At 37.9% G+C, this 16,950-nt stretch carries 17 protein-coding genes, 3 tRNA genes and 1 riboswitch; all 20 genes read left to right on the forward strand.

What is annotated here, in order from left to right; translation table 11 throughout:
* Positions 1–85 precede the first annotated feature (85 nt).
* The 20 genes from CD00_RS0113820 (at position 86) to ltrA (ending at position 16,862) form a co-directional block, all read left to right on the forward strand.
* Positions 86–158: transfer RNA gene (locus CD00_RS0113820), tRNA-Asn, on the forward strand.
* A 60-nt stretch (positions 159–218) separates the two neighbouring features.
* Positions 219–290, forward strand: a tRNA-Glu gene (locus CD00_RS0113825).
* Between the two features lie 27 nt (positions 291–317).
* Positions 318–388: transfer RNA gene (locus tag CD00_RS0113830), tRNA-Cys, on the forward strand.
* Between the two features lie 78 nt (positions 389–466).
* Positions 467–1,375 (forward strand): S1 RNA-binding domain-containing protein, encoded by a 909-nt coding sequence (locus tag CD00_RS0113835; RefSeq protein ID WP_026656496.1) that lies wholly within the window; start codon positions 467–469, stop codon positions 1,373–1,375.
* 28 nt (positions 1,376–1,403) lie between these two features.
* Positions 1,404–2,120: an NAD-dependent protein deacylase gene (locus tag CD00_RS0113840; RefSeq protein WP_026656497.1), complete on the forward strand. Its 717-nt coding sequence runs from the start codon at positions 1,404–1,406 to the stop codon at positions 2,118–2,120.
* Entirely contained in the window at positions 2,120–2,293 is a 174-nt protein-coding gene (locus CD00_RS19920) for a DUF951 domain-containing protein (protein WP_074461860.1), read from the forward strand. Before CD00_RS0113840 ends, CD00_RS19920 begins: the two co-directional genes overlap by 1 nt.
* Before the next feature lie 107 nt (positions 2,294–2,400).
* Complete coding sequence (gene rpsF / locus CD00_RS0113850) at positions 2,401–2,688, forward strand: 30S ribosomal protein S6 (RefSeq protein WP_026514351.1); 288 nt, start codon at positions 2,401–2,403, stop codon at positions 2,686–2,688.
* A gap of 18 nt (positions 2,689–2,706) precedes the next feature.
* The gene (locus CD00_RS0113855) at positions 2,707–3,162 is read left to right on the forward strand and encodes a single-stranded DNA-binding protein (RefSeq protein WP_026656499.1); all 456 of its coding nucleotides are present in this window, start codon (positions 2,707–2,709) and stop codon (positions 3,160–3,162) included.
* Positions 3,163–3,181: 19 nt separating this feature from the next.
* Positions 3,182–3,445 (forward strand): 30S ribosomal protein S18, encoded by a 264-nt coding sequence (rpsR, locus tag CD00_RS0113860; protein ID WP_026489979.1) that lies wholly within the window; start codon positions 3,182–3,184, stop codon positions 3,443–3,445.
* Positions 3,446–3,610: 165 nt separating this feature from the next.
* A complete protein-coding gene (locus CD00_RS18505) occupies positions 3,611–4,498 on the forward strand; it encodes an ABC transporter ATP-binding protein (protein WP_207640502.1) in 888 nt (295 codons plus the stop codon).
* Complete coding sequence (locus CD00_RS0113870; protein WP_026656500.1) at positions 4,464–5,261, forward strand: ABC transporter permease; 798 nt, start codon at positions 4,464–4,466, stop codon at positions 5,259–5,261. The genes CD00_RS18505 and CD00_RS0113870 overlap by 35 nt, the downstream gene beginning before the upstream one ends.
* A gap of 16 nt (positions 5,262–5,277) precedes the next feature.
* Entirely contained in the window at positions 5,278–5,991 is a 714-nt protein-coding gene (locus CD00_RS0113875; protein ID WP_207640503.1) for a LytR/AlgR family response regulator transcription factor, read from the forward strand.
* Positions 5,988–7,265 carry a sensor histidine kinase gene (locus tag CD00_RS0113880; protein WP_026656502.1) on the forward strand — a complete coding sequence of 426 codons (1,278 nt, stop codon included), beginning with the start codon at positions 5,988–5,990 and terminating at the stop codon, positions 7,263–7,265. Before CD00_RS0113875 ends, CD00_RS0113880 begins: the two co-directional genes overlap by 4 nt.
* Before the next feature lie 108 nt (positions 7,266–7,373).
* Positions 7,374–7,457: riboswitch (cyclic di-GMP riboswitch) on the forward strand.
* A gap of 123 nt (positions 7,458–7,580) precedes the next feature.
* Positions 7,581–8,885: a hypothetical protein gene (locus tag CD00_RS0113885; protein WP_026656503.1), complete on the forward strand. Its 1,305-nt coding sequence runs from the start codon at positions 7,581–7,583 to the stop codon at positions 8,883–8,885.
* Entirely contained in the window at positions 8,878–9,789 is a 912-nt protein-coding gene (locus CD00_RS0113890) for a serine/threonine protein kinase (RefSeq protein WP_026656504.1), read from the forward strand. Before CD00_RS0113885 ends, CD00_RS0113890 begins: the two co-directional genes overlap by 8 nt.
* Before the next feature lie 110 nt (positions 9,790–9,899).
* A complete protein-coding gene (locus tag CD00_RS0113900; protein ID WP_026656505.1) occupies positions 9,900–13,025 on the forward strand; it encodes a DEAD/DEAH box helicase in 3,126 nt (1,041 codons plus the stop codon).
* Positions 13,018–13,992 carry a hypothetical protein gene (locus CD00_RS0113905; RefSeq protein WP_026656507.1) on the forward strand — a complete coding sequence of 325 codons (975 nt, stop codon included), beginning with the start codon at positions 13,018–13,020 and terminating at the stop codon, positions 13,990–13,992. Before CD00_RS0113900 ends, CD00_RS0113905 begins: the two co-directional genes overlap by 8 nt.
* Entirely contained in the window at positions 13,985–14,569 is a 585-nt protein-coding gene (locus tag CD00_RS0113910; RefSeq protein ID WP_026656508.1) for a hypothetical protein, read from the forward strand. The genes CD00_RS0113905 and CD00_RS0113910 overlap by 8 nt, the downstream gene beginning before the upstream one ends.
* Positions 14,553–14,945: a hypothetical protein gene (locus tag CD00_RS0113915; protein ID WP_026656509.1), complete on the forward strand. Its 393-nt coding sequence runs from the start codon at positions 14,553–14,555 to the stop codon at positions 14,943–14,945. The genes CD00_RS0113910 and CD00_RS0113915 overlap by 17 nt, the downstream gene beginning before the upstream one ends.
* 522 nt (positions 14,946–15,467) lie before the next feature.
* Positions 15,468–16,862, forward strand: a complete 1,395-nt coding sequence (ltrA, locus tag CD00_RS0113925; protein WP_026655921.1) for a group II intron reverse transcriptase/maturase — start codon at positions 15,468–15,470, stop codon at positions 16,860–16,862.
* Positions 16,863–16,950 lie beyond the last annotated feature (88 nt).

Here is a 16,950-nt window from a genome sequence, read left to right on the forward strand (position 1 = left end):
AATCTGGAAGAGATAATTCAGTGTTCGGTTTTGAAGGTACAATGAGAGTCGTAAAACGGCTCTTTATTTTTAGATGTACCGATAATCCTCCTTAGCTCAGTCGGTAGAGCATTCGGCTGTTAACCGAAGTGTCGTTGGTTCGAGTCCGACAGGGGGAGCTAAGTACTAAGCAAAGGAAGTTTGGTACTAATGAAGACTGTAACTACGGTCTGTAATATGGCTCCGTGGTCAAGCGGTCAAGACATCGCCCTTTCACGGCGGTAACACGAGTTCGATTCTCGTCGGAGTCACTAAGATTCATTATCAATTACATATTTGGTGACATAGCCAAGCGGTAAGGCATAGGTCTGCAACACCTTGAGCGGCGGTTCAAATCCGCCTGTCACCTCTAAAAACTGTGAGTATTAAATATTCACAGTTTTTTTGTGCTATAATCTTTTTATCTGATTTATTTGGAGGTTAGTTTATGGCAGAAGAAACGATGAAAGATTTTAGCAAGGAGATTGAGAGCTCCTTCAGAAAGATAAAGGAAGGAGATATTATTGACGGAACTGTTATCGGTGTAAATGATACCGAAGTTATTTTGGATATTAAATATTATACTCAGGGAATAATAAGGCTTGAGGAGCTTAGTGATGATCCCAAGTTTTCTATACATAGAGATATAAATGTCGGAGATGAAGTATTTGCTACTGTTATTTCAACAGACGACGGAGAAGGAAATATTCTTTTGTCCAAGAGAAGAGCAAATGAAGTTCTTGCATGGGATAAGCTTAATGCATTACTTGAATCCGGGGAGTATGTTGATGTTAAGATATCTGAAGCTGTTAAAGGCGGAGCAGTGGCTTTCCTTGAAGGAATAAGAGGATTTATTCCGGCATCTAAGCTTGATCTTTCTTTTGTGGAAGAAGACAAACTTGCTGATTATGTTGGAAAGACTGCTAAGGTTAGAGTAATTACTTCTGATGAAGAGAATGGAAAACTTGTTCTTTCAGCTAAAGATTATCTCAAAGAACAGGCTGATCTTAAGAGAAAAGAAATGGTCTCTAACGTAGAAGTTGGCCTTGTTACTGAGGGAACAGTTGAGAGTTTGCAGAATTACGGTGCATTTGTTGATTTGGGTAACGGTCTTAGCGGACTTGTTCATATTTCTCAGATCTGTAACAACAGAATTGCACATCCTTCAGCTGTTCTTAAAGTCGGACAGAAGGTAAAAGTCAAAGTTATTTCAATTAAAGACGGAAAGCTTAGTCTTAGTATGAAAGCGCTTGAAGATATAGCTGCGACTGAGATTACAGAAGAAAAGATTGAATATCCAAGTGACGGAGATGCAACAACATCTTTGGCTGCGCTTCTTAAGAAAGCAGGTTTTTGATCATACATAAATAATGAAGGGGGATAATATGGACGAAGCTGTAAAAGAGTTAAAAGAAATAGTTGACGGTTCGAATAATATTGTCTTTTTTGGTGGTGCGGGAGTATCGACAGAGAGCGGTGTTCCTGATTTCAGGAGCGAAGACGGTCTTTATCATCAGCAGTACAAGTACCCTCCGGAGCAGATTTTAAGTCATACATTTTATATGAGAATGCCTGAAGAGTTCTTTAGATTCTATAAGGATAAACTTCTCATTACTGGGGTTAAGCCCAATAAAGCGCATCTTAAGCTTGCCGAACTTGAAAAGCAAGGTAAACTCCGTGCTGTTATTACACAGAATATTGACGGCCTTCACCAGGCTGCCGGTAGTAAAGAAGTTCTGGAACTTCACGGAAGCGTACATAGAAATTATTGCGAAAAATGCGGTAAGTTCTATGATTTTGACTACATGGCCAATGCGGAAGGAGTTCCCGTATGCAGTTGTGGCGGCAGGATAAAGCCTGATGTGGTCTTGTATGAAGAAGGCCTTGATATGGGGATAATGCAGAAAGCTGTTGAGTATATCAGTAATGCTGATGTCCTTATAATTGGTGGAACTTCACTGGCTGTTTATCCGGCGGCAGGACTTATTGACTATTACAGGGGAAATAAGCTTGTTCTTATCAACAAGTCGGCTACACCGAGGGACAGACAGGCTGATCTGGTAGTACAGGGTGCAATAGGGGAGATTTTGGATCAGATTTAATGGATATTCAGGTTGGAAATATAATAAAACTTAAGAAACAACATCCTTGCGGTAGTTTTGAATGGGAAGTTTTGCGTGTAGGTGCGGACTTTCGAATCAAATGCCTTGGTTGCGGTCATCAGGTAATGATTTCCAGGAAAACATTGGAAAAGAGCATTAAAGGGATACGATAAAATGCTTGCATTTGGAACATATATATGATAGCATATTATTCTGTGATAAATTCCTTGCTGCTTGACTGATACAAGTAGCCAGAGACCAAAAGGAGGTAACAAATAGCATGAACAAATACGAATTAGCCGTTGTTGTTAGTGCAAAGATCGAAGACGATGCCAGAACAGCAGTCATCGAGAAGGTTAAGAAGACTATCGAGAAGCATGGTGGTCAGATTACCAATATTGATGAGTGGGGAAAGAAGAAGCTTGCTTATGAAATCGAGAAGATGACAGAAGGCTTCTACTATTTCATCCAGTTCGATGGCGAAGCAACAACTCCTGCAGAGATTGAAGCTCGCATGCGTATTATGGACGGTGTCATCAGATATTTATGCGTTAAGAACGAGGCTTAAATAGAAGAGGACGAAAATATGAACAAAGTTATACTAATGGGACGTTTAACAAGAGATCCCGACGTAAGATATTCACAGGGCAATGAGCCTATGGCTGTAGCAAGATATACACTTGCTGTGGATAGAAGATTTGCAAGAAGAGATCAACAGGATGCTCAGACAGCTGATTTCATCGGTATCGTAGCTTTTGGAAGAGCCGGCGAGTTTGCTGAGAAATATCTTAAGAAGGGCACTAAGGTTATCGTAACAGGACGTATCCAGACAGGTAGTTATACCAATAAGGATGGCGTTAAGGTATACACAACTGATGTAGTTGCAGAGGATCAGGAATTCGCTGAATCCAAGAATGCAGCATCCTCCAACGGAGGATCATTTGGAGGCGTTGCTCCCCAAGGAGAGCCCGCACCTTCTGCAGCCGGCGACGGCTTCATGAATATTCCCGACGGAATTGACGAGGAGCTGCCGTTCAATTAATTGAAGGAGGAATATTATAATGGCTTTCACAAAGTCTGATAAATCCGATGCTCCTATGAGGAGAAAGGGCGGAATGCACAGAAGAAAGAAAGTTTGTGTATTTTGCGGAAAAGATAACGTAATTGATTATAAGGATACAGCTAAGCTTAAGAAGTTCGTTTCTGAGAGCGGCAAGATTCTTCCCAGAAGAATCACTGGAAACTGCGCTAAGCACCAGAGAGAGCTTACTTCAGCAATCAAGAGAGCAAGACACCTTGCACTTATGCCTTACGTAGCTGAGTAATCAGTATATAAGTAAATTATTGAAGACACTTTTTAGAAGAGATTCTAAGAAGTGTCTTTTTTGCCATTTATTACTCGGTTCTATACCAAAAATTACAATACAGAATAAAAGCTGATTTCTAATGATAGTATTCTTATATAAATTTTCAGAGGTGAGAATATGTCTTTGTTAGAGATCAGAAATTTAAAGAAAGATTATGGCGGATTCAAAGCGCTCAAAGGTGTAAATTTTAAAGTTAATGCAGGGGAGATAGTTGCTCTTTTAGGAAAAAACGGAGCAGGGAAAACTACTCTTTTAAACAGTATTGCAGGGAATGTTTTTCCTACAGGGGGAGATATAGTTTATAAAGGCGATACGCTACTTAAAGACAATTCAAGGCTTAATGAATTCGGAATACTGATTGAGCCTACTTTTATTCCCTATATGAATGCATATGAGAATTTGGATATATTAATCAAAACATTGGGGGGAAAAGTTCCGAAAGCAAAAATAGATAATCTGTTGAATGCGGTTGGATTAGAAAAGAAATCAAAAGAAAAGACAAAAGCATTTTCTTTTGGAATGAAACAAAGGTTGGGGCTGGCGCAAGCTCTTTTAAACAATCCGGAGTTTCTTATACTGGATGAACCGTTTGTGGGATTGGATCCAATAGGGAAAAATATATTTAAAAGAATCCTTCTGGAAAAAGCGCACGATGAAAAAGTGGGAATATTGTTTTCAAGCCACGACTTGGAAGATGTTGAGGAAATATGTGATCGGGTGGTCTTAATAGATAACGGTGAAAAGAAATTTGATGGCGTGATGGAATACAGCAAAAAATATGTTGTTCAATGTGACCGATCTTTGAACCCGGAAGAAGTTGAAAAGTCAGGGGTAAAAGTTGATAAAGACAATATATTGATTGAACATGTCGAAGATTTAAAACAGGTTCTTGATAAACTTGATGAATTAAGTATTGACGTTTTGGATTTAGAAATAGAACGCAAATCTTTATATGATCTGTTTGAGGAGAATGGCTATGAAAATATCGATATTGCATATCATAAAAATTGAATTGTTAAAATTTTTAAAGCGTAATGATATCTTGGCGGTTGCTGTAATTGTAGCCATTGGATTTATTTATGCGATCGGTATGAGAAACGAAATGTATGAAGGAGTAAAAAATCAGAATGCTTTATTTTGGATAACATTGCAACTTGTAACAACAACAGTTCTTTTTATTGGCCCGGTTGTGACAGCTTTTTTGGGAACTCAAATGTTATCAGGTGAAATTGACAATAAAAGTATTTCTTTGTTCACTGTGAGAATAAGGAACAGGAGAAATTTGTTTATAGGTAAAAGCTTAGCGTTACAAGTTATTACTGCGGTTTTCTTTGTGATTACAATTATTGTAATGCTGGCTATTTATTTTGGAATCGCGAATAACGGCAGCATTTATACATCAGGAAAAATATTTGGAAATAATGTAGCAGATTTATTATGTCTTTTGCTTTTGATATATATGTATACGTTTTTCTTTATTCCACAGCTTGCATTGTGTATTGGGACAAGATATAAACCGATTATAACGATAGTGATTTCTTTTGTTGCATCTTTGGTTTGCAATCACGTGCTGACGTATTCATTTGTAAAATATATTAATCCGATGAATTATATTTATCAGTTATCAGAAGATATTTTGGAGACTACAGAAGTGTTAAGTATCAGCAGTACAGGGAGGGGGAAATGTGTGCTGATTCAATTGCTTTTATGTATGCTATACTATGTAGTGTTTATGGTGCTTGGAACAAAATCATTTGAGAATAAAGAATTTTGAGAGAAGCGGTGACTGGATGCAGATTGCAATATGTGATGACAACAAAGATAATCTCGCGTTAATGGAAGATGTTATTGAGAACATCAGAATCAGAGATGTTGAGGTCGATTGTTTTGAGACCGGTGAAAGTCTTTTAGATTATCTGAATAAAAATCCTAATGTATTCTACCAAATATACCTGCTTGATATAGAGATGCCCGGAGTTAATGGGCTTGAAGCTGCAAAGAAGATAAGGGCTATAGACCAAAGAGCTGTTATTATCTTCGTTACGGCATACTCGGATTATGTCTTTAGCTCGTTTGAAGTACAGCCGTTCAGATTTGTAAATAAGCCTATAGATACGCATAAGCTTGAAGATGTAATACAAGCAGCGGTAAATTATATTTATTCCAGTCAAAAATATATATTCATTTCTGTTGATAAAGCCAAAATACAGTTACGCTGTGAGAGCATAATGTATTTTGAGGGGAATAAGCGAAAAATAAATGTCTATACAACAGATGAAAACTATTCTTTTTATTCAAAAATGTCCGATCTTGAGAAAATGGTGGACAACAATTGGTTTGTAAGAATCCATGCTTCATACATTGTTAATATGGATTATGTTAAAGTTATTTATTCCGATGAGATTATTTTGAATAACGGCGTCAGGTTGCCTATCAGTAAGAAATACCACAAAAGTGTTAAACTAGAGCATATGAGATATTTGAAATGGAGAATTGGACTATGAATCATGCGAAGATTAACATCTTTCTCTATTTTCTTCTGAATTTATTTGATATTTGGATTGTCTTGCATTACTACGATAGGGTATTAGAGGCAATAAAGAAATATGATCTGATAAAAAAGGTGATGAGCGTTCTGTTCGTCATTTTATTTTCTGTTTTTATAAAATATGACCTTAAATATTGCAATCTTGTTTCGCTTTCTTTCTGGAGCTGCCTGTTTTTATGTGCATACAAAGGCGAAAAGAAAGTGAAATTTGCATATGCTACTGTACTCATAGTTTTTGCCGGATTTGCGCAAACGTTGATGTATTTAATTGAGGGTAGTTCTTTAAATTCCGGATATGTTCTATTTATTCCACATTTATGCTTTTATATTGTTGTTGAAATAGTGGCAAGGTATCAAACTATAAAAAACAGAAAAGTTGATATGCGTGTTCTGCTGAAGCTTTTATCGGTTCCGATCATTAGTTTCATTGCATTTACGTGCATTGCCATGCTAAGCGAAAGCCTGAGTATTAGCTCAAATCAAGAAAGGATACCCCTATTGGTACCATTAGCAGTTCTTGTCTTGTATGTGAATATTATGATCATTCATTTGTATGACTTGATCAGTGCATCCTATGAGGTTAGAAGACAGAACGAAGAGTATGAAAAGATAACCAATTGGCAGCGTTCGTATTATGAAGAGTTGTCTGAAAACCAAAAACTCATAAGAACAATAAAGCACGACATGCAGAATAATATGCAGTTGATTTCAGGCTTTTTGAAAGAAAAAAAGTATGACAAAGCGCAGAATCATTTACAGGAACTTATAGATGAACAATCTGCTATAAATAGTTTTGTTAACACCGGGAATGAAGCTATTGATACAGTTCTGAACATTAAATTTTCTGCAGCCGAACAAAACGGAATTACAGTCAAGAAAGATATAAATATCCCGGCCGGTTTACCAATCTCATATCATGATTGCATAAAAATATTTGGAAATCTTTTTGATAATTCAATCAATGCTTTGAAGAGCCTTGATTCAGGGGATAAGATATTAAGCTGTTTTATGTTCTATAGCGCGAATGCTCTGATTGTACAAGTTTCAAATCCGTACACAAAGAAAGATGATACATGTGATAAAGATGAATTTTTGCATGGACTTGGATTGGGTATAGTTAAGTCAGCTGTTGAAAGTTATGAGGGGACTTTCGAGATATGTGATGATGGGAAAAATTTCACTGTAAATATTGTTTTATATATAAATAACGCACATCGTCAAAAAGTCTAAAAATTGCCGATGTGCGTTAATATTTTGACGAAAATTAAATTGTAGTTAAATTTCAAAACAATCAGAAAATTATGAACAATTACTTGCATATTGTGTATTTATGTGATAGTATTTCGGTGGCAAAACTAGAGTGATCTAGTGACGCAAAGCTATAGGGCCTATGTTGAACAGGGTAGGTAGCCAGTTGCTTTTTTGGTAGCGATGCGGAAGTATCGCTTTTTTTTGTACCTTAAAAATAGAGCATTATAGGTGGCCCCTGTAATGCTATTTCTTTTTTACCGGAAAATTTCAGTACGTGGTGGAGGAAATAAGCTGATGTTTTTTGATTTTTTGATCAAGGTGAGAATGCCCAATAATAAGACTCAGGAATTTGGTGCGTGGAAAGAGCTTCACAGTATATGTTGTGCAGTTGAGTCAAATGCGCGCATGGATCCGGACTCATGCATTATAAATATCAGACAGGCACTTGAAGTCTTGTTTTCCGGTCTTTGTCTTGATGCGGGATTTACGGATCTTCCGGATTCGTTGTCAGGAATAATGGGGAAAAGTAAAGGTATAAGAGGGCTTTGGTATGGTGAATGTAATATAAATTCATTTTATCAGCTCAAGAATCAGGCAAATGAAATTGTACATATTTCAAAGGAAGTATCCGGCATAAGAAAATATGAAATAAAGGGTAAACATGCAGACGTGACAATGGCTTGTAAGCTTACAATGCTGTTTTATAAGTCTGTTGCAAGCTTGTTCAAAATTGATAAAAAGCGAATGAAACCAATGGAAGCGGATATGCTTCCGTTTGGGGAATATGAAGTTATAAAAAAGATTCCGAAAAAGCCCTACGAATCTATAGAGGGCAATTTCAAATATATTGCCAGAAAGAATAACAATAATATTTCTACATATGTATATGTAAGACCCTTTTTAAACACTGATGAAAAAACAGCATTTAGTGACAGGGATATGGAAGCTCAGCAGTTCTTTAAGAATATGAGGGGCTCGAACAATATTATTGCGGGTGAAGAGTTAAGAACAAGCGCGTATTGCAATCTTAAATATCTAGTATATAACATACGTGAAAATACTAAGACACTCGATGAGATTGCAAAAGAAATTAAACCGTATGAACTTCTGGATATCATAGAGCAGGTTGCAAATGGACTGAGCAGGCTGGCTTCTTCTAAAATAAATATTCATCACAGGGATATAAGACCCACATGTATTTTTGTATCTTCTTTTGAAGACGGATATGAAGCGAAGATTGGATGCTTTGAAACAGCAAAAATTGATTATAAAGAAAAGAGCATGGAGACAGTCGGAGCGTGGGTTGCGCAGAGACAAAAGAATAATGTATATACGCATCCGAGAATGCTTCTTGAATCAGAACACGATAACAAAGAATGGGAAGCTGGGGATGTATATTCACTTGTAATGGTTTTGTTAGCATGCCTTGATACATCAATTGAAAAAGGCGGTGCGGTGGATTGTTCTGTTTTGTATGATTACTACTCTGACGACTTTGTTGATGAGATAGAAGGAATAGTAAGAGCTGCCTCGCTTTCACAGATACCGGGCATGAGAGAATTTGACAGGATTCTTTTAGAGGAAATGGATAATGAATAAGATTGAGTTTGCAAACGCAAAAAGCTTTCGAATCGAGCAGACAGTACATACAAACGAGGAAGCCGGAACAAGCGTGTATATAGCCATAGATAATGATCTTAATAGAAGAGTTATCTTGAAGGTTATGCGTTTTGAGGATAAAGAACAAAAGAGGATAATCCTTGAGGAAATCAGCAATCAAGTAGCACTTGAGCAGCATTCGGATTTTGCGCCTAAAATCTATAATTATTTCGTAGATAATAAAGAGTCAAAGATAATAATCGAGATGCAGCATGTTGAAGGAAAGAGTCTTAGAGCAATATTGGAGAGCAGGCACAACCTTAGAAAAGATAAAGTGTGGTATGACAAAGCATATAATCTTTTGATGGACATTGCTAAGGCTGTTTCATATATTCACGGATTGAGGGGATTTGTACATAAGGATCTCAAGCCTGAAAACATTATTGTGGTAAGCAAGAGAAATTCTGTTTACATTTTGGATTATGGTATAAGTGGACTTGCTCTGGCGGATAAGGGCACAGGTACTGCAAGATATATGGCACCTGAGCAGATTTCGGGAGCAAACAATAACTTTGTATATCAGGCAACAGATGTATATGCACTTGGTCAGATAGCATTGGAATTGTTTGGGATAGAACCGGTTGAATACGGAGTTGATGTTTTGCCCGACAGATCGGGTAGTTCATGGTTGACATTTAAAGACATATCAAGCATAGGAGGAGGTTTTTATCCCGGACTTTTTAAGGTGATAAGCAAAGCATTATCCTTAAATCCCAAAGATAGATATATGGATTCAAGAGCCTTCTACGAAGCGCTTAACAGAGAAAGGAAATCAGGACATGGACTTGACAGGATTTCATATCGTGAAAATCAAAGAGCCACATTCAAAAGAAAGAATAGCTGATATTATGGATGAATTTGATATTAAAATTCTGGGAGCTTCAGAAGAAAAACTAAAAACGTTTCCTCTTCACATTAACGTACCGGATGAGGTAGAACTAATGAGGAATCCTTATGCAGAATAATATATTGAATCTTCGCCCTATTAACTATTTTACCTTAAAAGAAGAACTTTGCTTCTTTATGGGAGGTAGAGTAGCTGCGGATAGACCTGAGGATAGGGATGGAATAATTGATGAGATCGTGAACGCGGATTGTGTGACAGTATGTAATCATATTGTGCGTGATGATCGTAATTACTATGTCTTTATGACTGCAAATTATAAATTTAATGCAATCCGTTCGGATGATAATAATTTCTCTATTACAAGTATTTTTTCCGGAAGAGAGTTTCAGGCTCAAAAGAAATACCTCTATAATCATGGAACTTTTTTGATTGTTGCCGAAGGTCGAACAGCGATAGTTGCGGATGGCTATAAGAATACATTAAATGAAGAAACTTCCGAGGATTGGGGAATGCCCCCGGAAGTTTTGACAGAGCTATGCGATGGTATCGATGCGTATTTTTTTAGTACCGAAAGAAGTGAAGAACTTAAGGTTGATAACAAATTCGCAAGAGAGATTATTCAACCGATAAAGAATTTTACAAAGTATGAAGATCAGGTAGAACAGCTTGATGCATACAAGGATAATTACGTTAACTACGATTATTGTGAGTTTGTTAAAGGTAAGGCAAAAAAGAAAACGTATAAATTCTTTTCATCTTCATTCGATCCCGATAGTGAGCTTTATTGTTCGGAAAGCAGAGTTGCAATCGAGACAAATGAAGAAATAAACGAGGATTTCCGAAGGAAGATAAAAGGAATAATCATCGACCGTATTGATGAAGAAAATGGCACGAGCTTTATTGTCGAATTCATTGAGCAGTTTGACGATAGTATTCTGGTGAAAAATAACGGTCATATGTTTTTGCAGATAAATGATGTCCAGAAGCGTGTAAGAGAAAGAGTAATTCAAAGTATTGAAAACGGAACCGTAGATTCCGGATATATGTATAAGCTTTTTGGAAGAAAAGGTCATCCTTCTGCAGAAGAAGATGAGGCTCCGGGATGGGATGAGTTTAAAGCAGAACTACTCAGCAAAGAGCAGAAGCCAAACACTTCACAGATGCTGGCTATTGAGAGAGGAATCAAGACAAAAGATATACAGCTTGTATTGGGACCTCCGGGAACAGGAAAGACCACTGTAATAGTCAATTGGGTAAAATATTTTGTTAAGCATGGAAAAAGAGTGCTGGTATCATCTCAGAATAATTCAGCCGTAGATAATGTATTGGAGCGAGTCGGAAGAGATGAAAATGCCAGGATAATCAGAATAGGCAACATAGACAAGATTCAGGATAACTGCAAGCAGTATGCACCTGAACAACAAGTTGGAAAGACAGCTGAGGATTATATAGAAAAACTCAAGATGAGCCAAAGCGGAATATTAAAAGACATGTCAGGCATCAAGGAGACGCTGGCTTATGTCGAGTCTGTCTATGATGATTATAAACTTTTTGCAGATTGTCGTCAGACTACCTGGGACAGCGCACTCGTACAAAAAGAAAAACTTAAGCAGTTATCAGATTTGCATAATGAAAAGTGCAACGCTCTTATAAATTATAGAAGTATATATGAGCTAAGAATCCGTAAAGATATTGCATATTTTGCCTTAAAGAAAAAAACAGGTTTTCTGAGTTTCCTTCTTAAACCGATTATTTTTTTGCTTGATAAAACAACAAAATATCTGAATAAGAAGCTTAAGGAGAAAGCGGACAGATACATAGAAAGTATAAAAGAGTACAACAGAAGTGCAGATGAATTCAAAGCTTTAATAACCGATGCTAAATATGTTTCTGCCAAAAAAACATATGGGGAAATACTTCAAAAATGTAGTGGTTACAAGTTTGATATGAAAAATGAAGGGCCTTTTCCGATAGAACCTTTATCTGCAGACTATCTTTTGAGCGATAATGTTGATCCTGTTACAGAGATTGATAATTATAGAAGAAAACTGACTGATATATATGCAAGACTTGTTATCGTGAAGAAGACATTGGACGATTGGGGAAAGTCGATTGAAACTCATAGAACAGAGATTGTTACAGATCTTTTGGTGGAAAACTCAAATGTTGTCGGTGCTACTTGTATAGGAATCAATACAAGACCAAAGTTCAGAAAGTTAAACTTTGATGTTTCCATCATTGACGAAAGTGGTCAGATACAGATTCATAACGCTATAGTGCCGATGACCAGAGCACCCAAAACACTTATGCTTGGAGACCATTTGCAGATACCTCCGGCAGCAAATGATGCTGTTGTAAAACTTTGCAGAGATAACGAGGTTCCCGAGAAGCAGATTGAATTATTGAATAAGAGTTTCTTTGAATATCTTTTTACAAGATTTGAGAAGGAGGATGAAAACACTCCCAATCTGACAAGGTTGGATGAGCAGTTCAGAATGCCGGGTAATATTTCGGATGTCATATCTGATTGGTTCTATAAAGGAAATTATCATGCGCACTATGATATGGGTAGATGGAATCCTATCATTTCAGGTACTACTACTCCTCTTATAACGATTTCAACAAGCAGGGAAAAGAATCGTTTTGAGACAGCTGAGCAAGGCGGTGGATATTCCAATGATCTTGAGGCAAAGATGGCAGCGAAGATTGTCGCATCACTTGCAGGTAGTGCGTTTAAGGCCGATAAGTCGGGAGTGAGCACGCCTCAGATTGGTATTATCTCTGCGTACGGTAAGCAGGTAAGGCTTATAAGGCAGAAGATAACGGAAGAGAATCTTGGTTTTTCACCGGATCAAGTATATAGTATAGCAGCATCACTTGATAGCTTTCAGGGACAGGAACGACCGCTTATCATATATAGTTGCACGCGTAGCGCCGACGCAAAGCGTGTTCCGCCTTCAAGGGCTAGGGTTGGCTTCCTGAAAGAACTTAGAAGATTGAATGTTGCATTTACACGATGCCAGATTCAGTTGGTGATAATAGGTGATTTTGATTATCTGACTACGTGTGAATATGAAAAGATTGATGAGGAAACAGGCGAGCCGGTTCCAAATCAAAGCGAAAAGAAATATTCGGAGTTCATGACAAAGGTGCTGGATCAAGCTAAGAGTGATAAAGGCGAATTTTACTATGCCGATGAGTTTTATGAGAGGACAGGAATAAGCAATGTCTGAAATTTCACTAACCAATAATGATGATCTGAAATTATTTAGAACATGTTGCCCTGAGATGTTTGAGGAAAACGATGTTGATATTTTTCGTAAATTTTTTTGCCCAATCTCAATAATTGAGGCGGATGTAAAAGAATATATCGTAGATGAATATGATAGTGTTGAACTGCTTGCGCTAAGGCTATATTCCGCAGGTATACGGGATATCAACATTATCAATGAACTTACCGGTATAGATATACATATGCTGGATAAGGTATTAAAAACTGAAATTTATACATACGGGCACATTAATCCAAATACCGGTGAACTGACGGAAGCCGGCAAGCAGACTTTGGAAGACAATAAAGATATAGAAAAATTGTTTCAGCATGCGCTTTATGATGTGAAACGTGAAATTCAGGCAGATTCACTTACCGGAACAATTATTAGAGCTGAAGCTGAGCAGCCCAAAGAAAAAATGGTAACGTTCAGTGACAGAATTAATCCTAATATCCTTCCTTTAGAAGCAGTAGTAATTGATTCTGAGCTTGAAAAAGAAATAACAGAACGACTTCAGATGTACATTAAGGAAGGGTATTTGACGGACGGAAATACCATAAATGAAATTGGTAATCTGAGATCAAAAGAAATCAGATATAGAGCAGCGTTCTTTGTTAAAATGAGAAAATTTGAATATCCATTTATTGCGATATCGTATTTCGAAAAAAAAGAAGAGAAGTGGGAAAAATGTATTATACCCATTGCTATAGCGAAATCTGATTCCATTAAGTTTGATTATCCAAAGAGGAACAAGGAGTATCTTGTAAGAGAAGACCGGTACTTTGAATATCTGCTCGAGAAAAAAGAATTGTTTGATAATGAAGTTAAGCTTACTGAGGATGCAATCAGAGAGATTATTTTGAGTAATGACTATAACGATTCAAATGATTCTATCATTGATGAAAGCAGGGACGTAGTCAATGGATGATAATAATTTTTGGAAATGTAAGTGTGGTCGTGAAAATAGCATAATAGACAGATATTGTGTGTACTGTTCAGAAGAAATTCCTCAAGAATATATTGATAAAATTGCAAAAGAGGAAATTGCAGCAGTATGGCGAGATTTGCGTGACAGGGTAAATGAAAAATGGAAGAAAGGCGCAAAAGCTCGCTATGAGTTTTGCGTAAAGACATATAAGCCTGGAGTTGTTGGTTTTATACTGTCGGTTGCGACTATTACTCTTGTTGTGTTGAATGTACAATCTGGAGTTATAACAGCCCAGACGTTGTTAGAAAACATTTTCACCATATGTTTCGCGGCGATTTATAAAGCAGGAGATATTCTTTCTTTGATGCTTGAGATCATAGCGAAGCCATTGGATAGATTGTTTCATGGCTCGTTTGACCTTATTGTTATTCACAAAGAACAATTTGAGACCGTAAGTAAAACAAGCGCTGTATTGACCGAAAGGGTTGGAAGTATCTTAAAAGAGGTCAGTACGAATATTGAAAAACTAAATGCGTTGGAAAGGATAAAAGGGTTTATAAATGGGTTTATTAAATAGTATTTTTGCTTTTATTTGTGTAGTATTACAGCTGATGTCTCTTGCATTTGTCTGGCTGTTTGTGATAGAAATGCGAATGGGAGATGCATCCAGCCTTTTTGATGTCTATAAAAAGAATGGAGATTTTCTTTTCTGGTCTTCAGTAGTAATGGAAATAGTGTTGTGGCTTACGGTTCCCGGAATGCAAAGAGTTATATTGACAATGTTTATTATTTCTTTGATTGTGTGGTTGCTCTCGGCTGTTGGGCTTATGATCTTCTCGATTGGAAAAAAAGTTGATGGCTTAACAAAGCGTAATGCCATGTCGGCGGTAAAAGCATCTGTGATCAATACAATTACTTTTTGCATTATATCATGGTTATTTATGGTGAAATGATTAAGCATCAAAAAAGATGTTGAGGTGTTGCCTCAACATCTTTTTTCTAAGTGCGCCTAGCGGCGCACGTTTCTAACGGGTTAAAGTCCCGAATCCGCCCGGTAGTGGGAAGGATATAGCCGAAAGCAAGGGTGTCCGTCGTGAGGCGGAATCTGAAGGAAGCTGGATGTGAGGAACATACTAACTCATGGGCAAATCTCTGGTCTGACGAACAGAAATCTCATACGAGGTTATGCATGAGGGTAAGGCTGCTTAGCAAGTCGAAGCCCAATAACTACACGGAATCATGCATGATAAATGAGGCAGATGGATGGAGTGGAAGAAACGTGTGGTACCTAGGGAGGTCTGCATGAAATGCTCCGAAAGGAGTAACCACCGCACAAGGCAACGAGGCGGTGCTGAACATGCAGAAGTCAGCAGAGGTCATAGTAGGGACATGGATATGGAAACATGGACATGTTAACCGAAGGACCGAATCAGTAGGAGTCTTAAGTATGACCGAGAAAGGAGGAATGACCTTTAATGGCAGAAAACATTGATAATAATGGCTGTTCGCAAAGAGATAGTGCGGAACACGAAGGGTATGCGAAAGCGTCTAGGTCGTTCAATCGGATATGGAAAGAAAGAGACAGTGCACAGCCGAAGCTCTTGGAAGCGATACTGTATAAGGATAACTTTAACAGAGCGTATAAAAGAGTTAAGGCAAACAAGGGAGCGCCAGGTATTGATGGTATGACCATCGAAAAGGCACTTCCGTACCTTAAGGAACATCAGCAGGAGTTAACTGACCGCATATACCGCGGCAAGTATACTTCATCGCCAGTCAGGCGAGTTGAGATTCCAAAACCAGATGGAGGTGTGCGTAAGCTTGGCATACCTACCGTGATAGACCGAACACTCCAACAGGCAATAACTCAACAGTTAGTGCCAATCTATGAACCATTGTTTGTGGAAGGAAGCTACGGCTATCGCCCAAACAGAAGCGCAAAGGACGCTATACAGAAGGCAAAAGAATACGCAGAACAAGGTTACACTTTTGCAGTAGTCTTGGATTTATCAAAGTATTTCGACACCTTGAATCATGAAATTCTTATCAATCTCCTCAGAAGGAATGTGAAGGATGAACGTGTAGTTCAACTAATAAAGCGTTATCTGAAAAGTGGGGTAATGGAAAATGGAGTGGTCATTGATACTGAAGAAGGTTCGCCGCAAGGTGGGAATTTATCTCCACTTCTTGCGAATATCTACCTCAATGAGTTCGACCAAGAGTTTCTGAAAAGGGGTGTGCCCTGCATAAGATATGCAGATGACATCGTTCTTCTAGCGAAAAGCAAAAGAGCATCAGAGAGACTCTTGGAAAGCAGTACAAAATATCTCGAAGAGAAACTGAAGTTAACAGTAAATCGAGAGAAAAGTCGTACGGTCAGCGTGTTTGCAATTCAAAATTTTAAATTCCTTGGCTTTGCATTGGGAAGGAACGGAAGTGGCGTTTTCGTCAGGGTTCATCCAAAGTCATTGAAGAAGTTCAAGTCAAAGCTGAAAGATTTATCTTCCCGTAAGTCTGTGCAGTCCATCAAACCTAGTCTTGAGAAAATCAAGGTATATGCGAGAGGATGGCTTAACTACTACGGTATAGCAAGCATGAAGTACAACATAGACGAAATCAATGGATGGCTCTATCACAGAATACGTATGTGTATATGGAAACAGTGGAAGAAGCCAAAAACTAAAGTACGCAATCTCATAAAGATGGGCGTGCCCAAGGACTTGGCGCTTATGGCTGGTAACAGTCGGCGCGGACATTGGTTTACCACACATACAGTTGCAGTCAACATGGCAATGACAAAAGAAAGACTGATAAACAGTGGCTTCTATGATTTAGCCACAGCCTATCAGTCTGTGCACGTCAACTATTGAAAGCGCCGTATACCGAACGGTACGTACGGTGTTGCGAGAGGACGGCGGTTAGTCACCGCCTCCTACTCTATATAAAGTAATATGAAAA

Origin of the sequence: Butyrivibrio sp. AE3003 (genome assembly GCF_000686065.1) — a bacterium.
Taxonomy (GTDB): Bacteria; Bacillota; Clostridia; order Lachnospirales; family Lachnospiraceae; genus Butyrivibrio; species Butyrivibrio hungatei_A.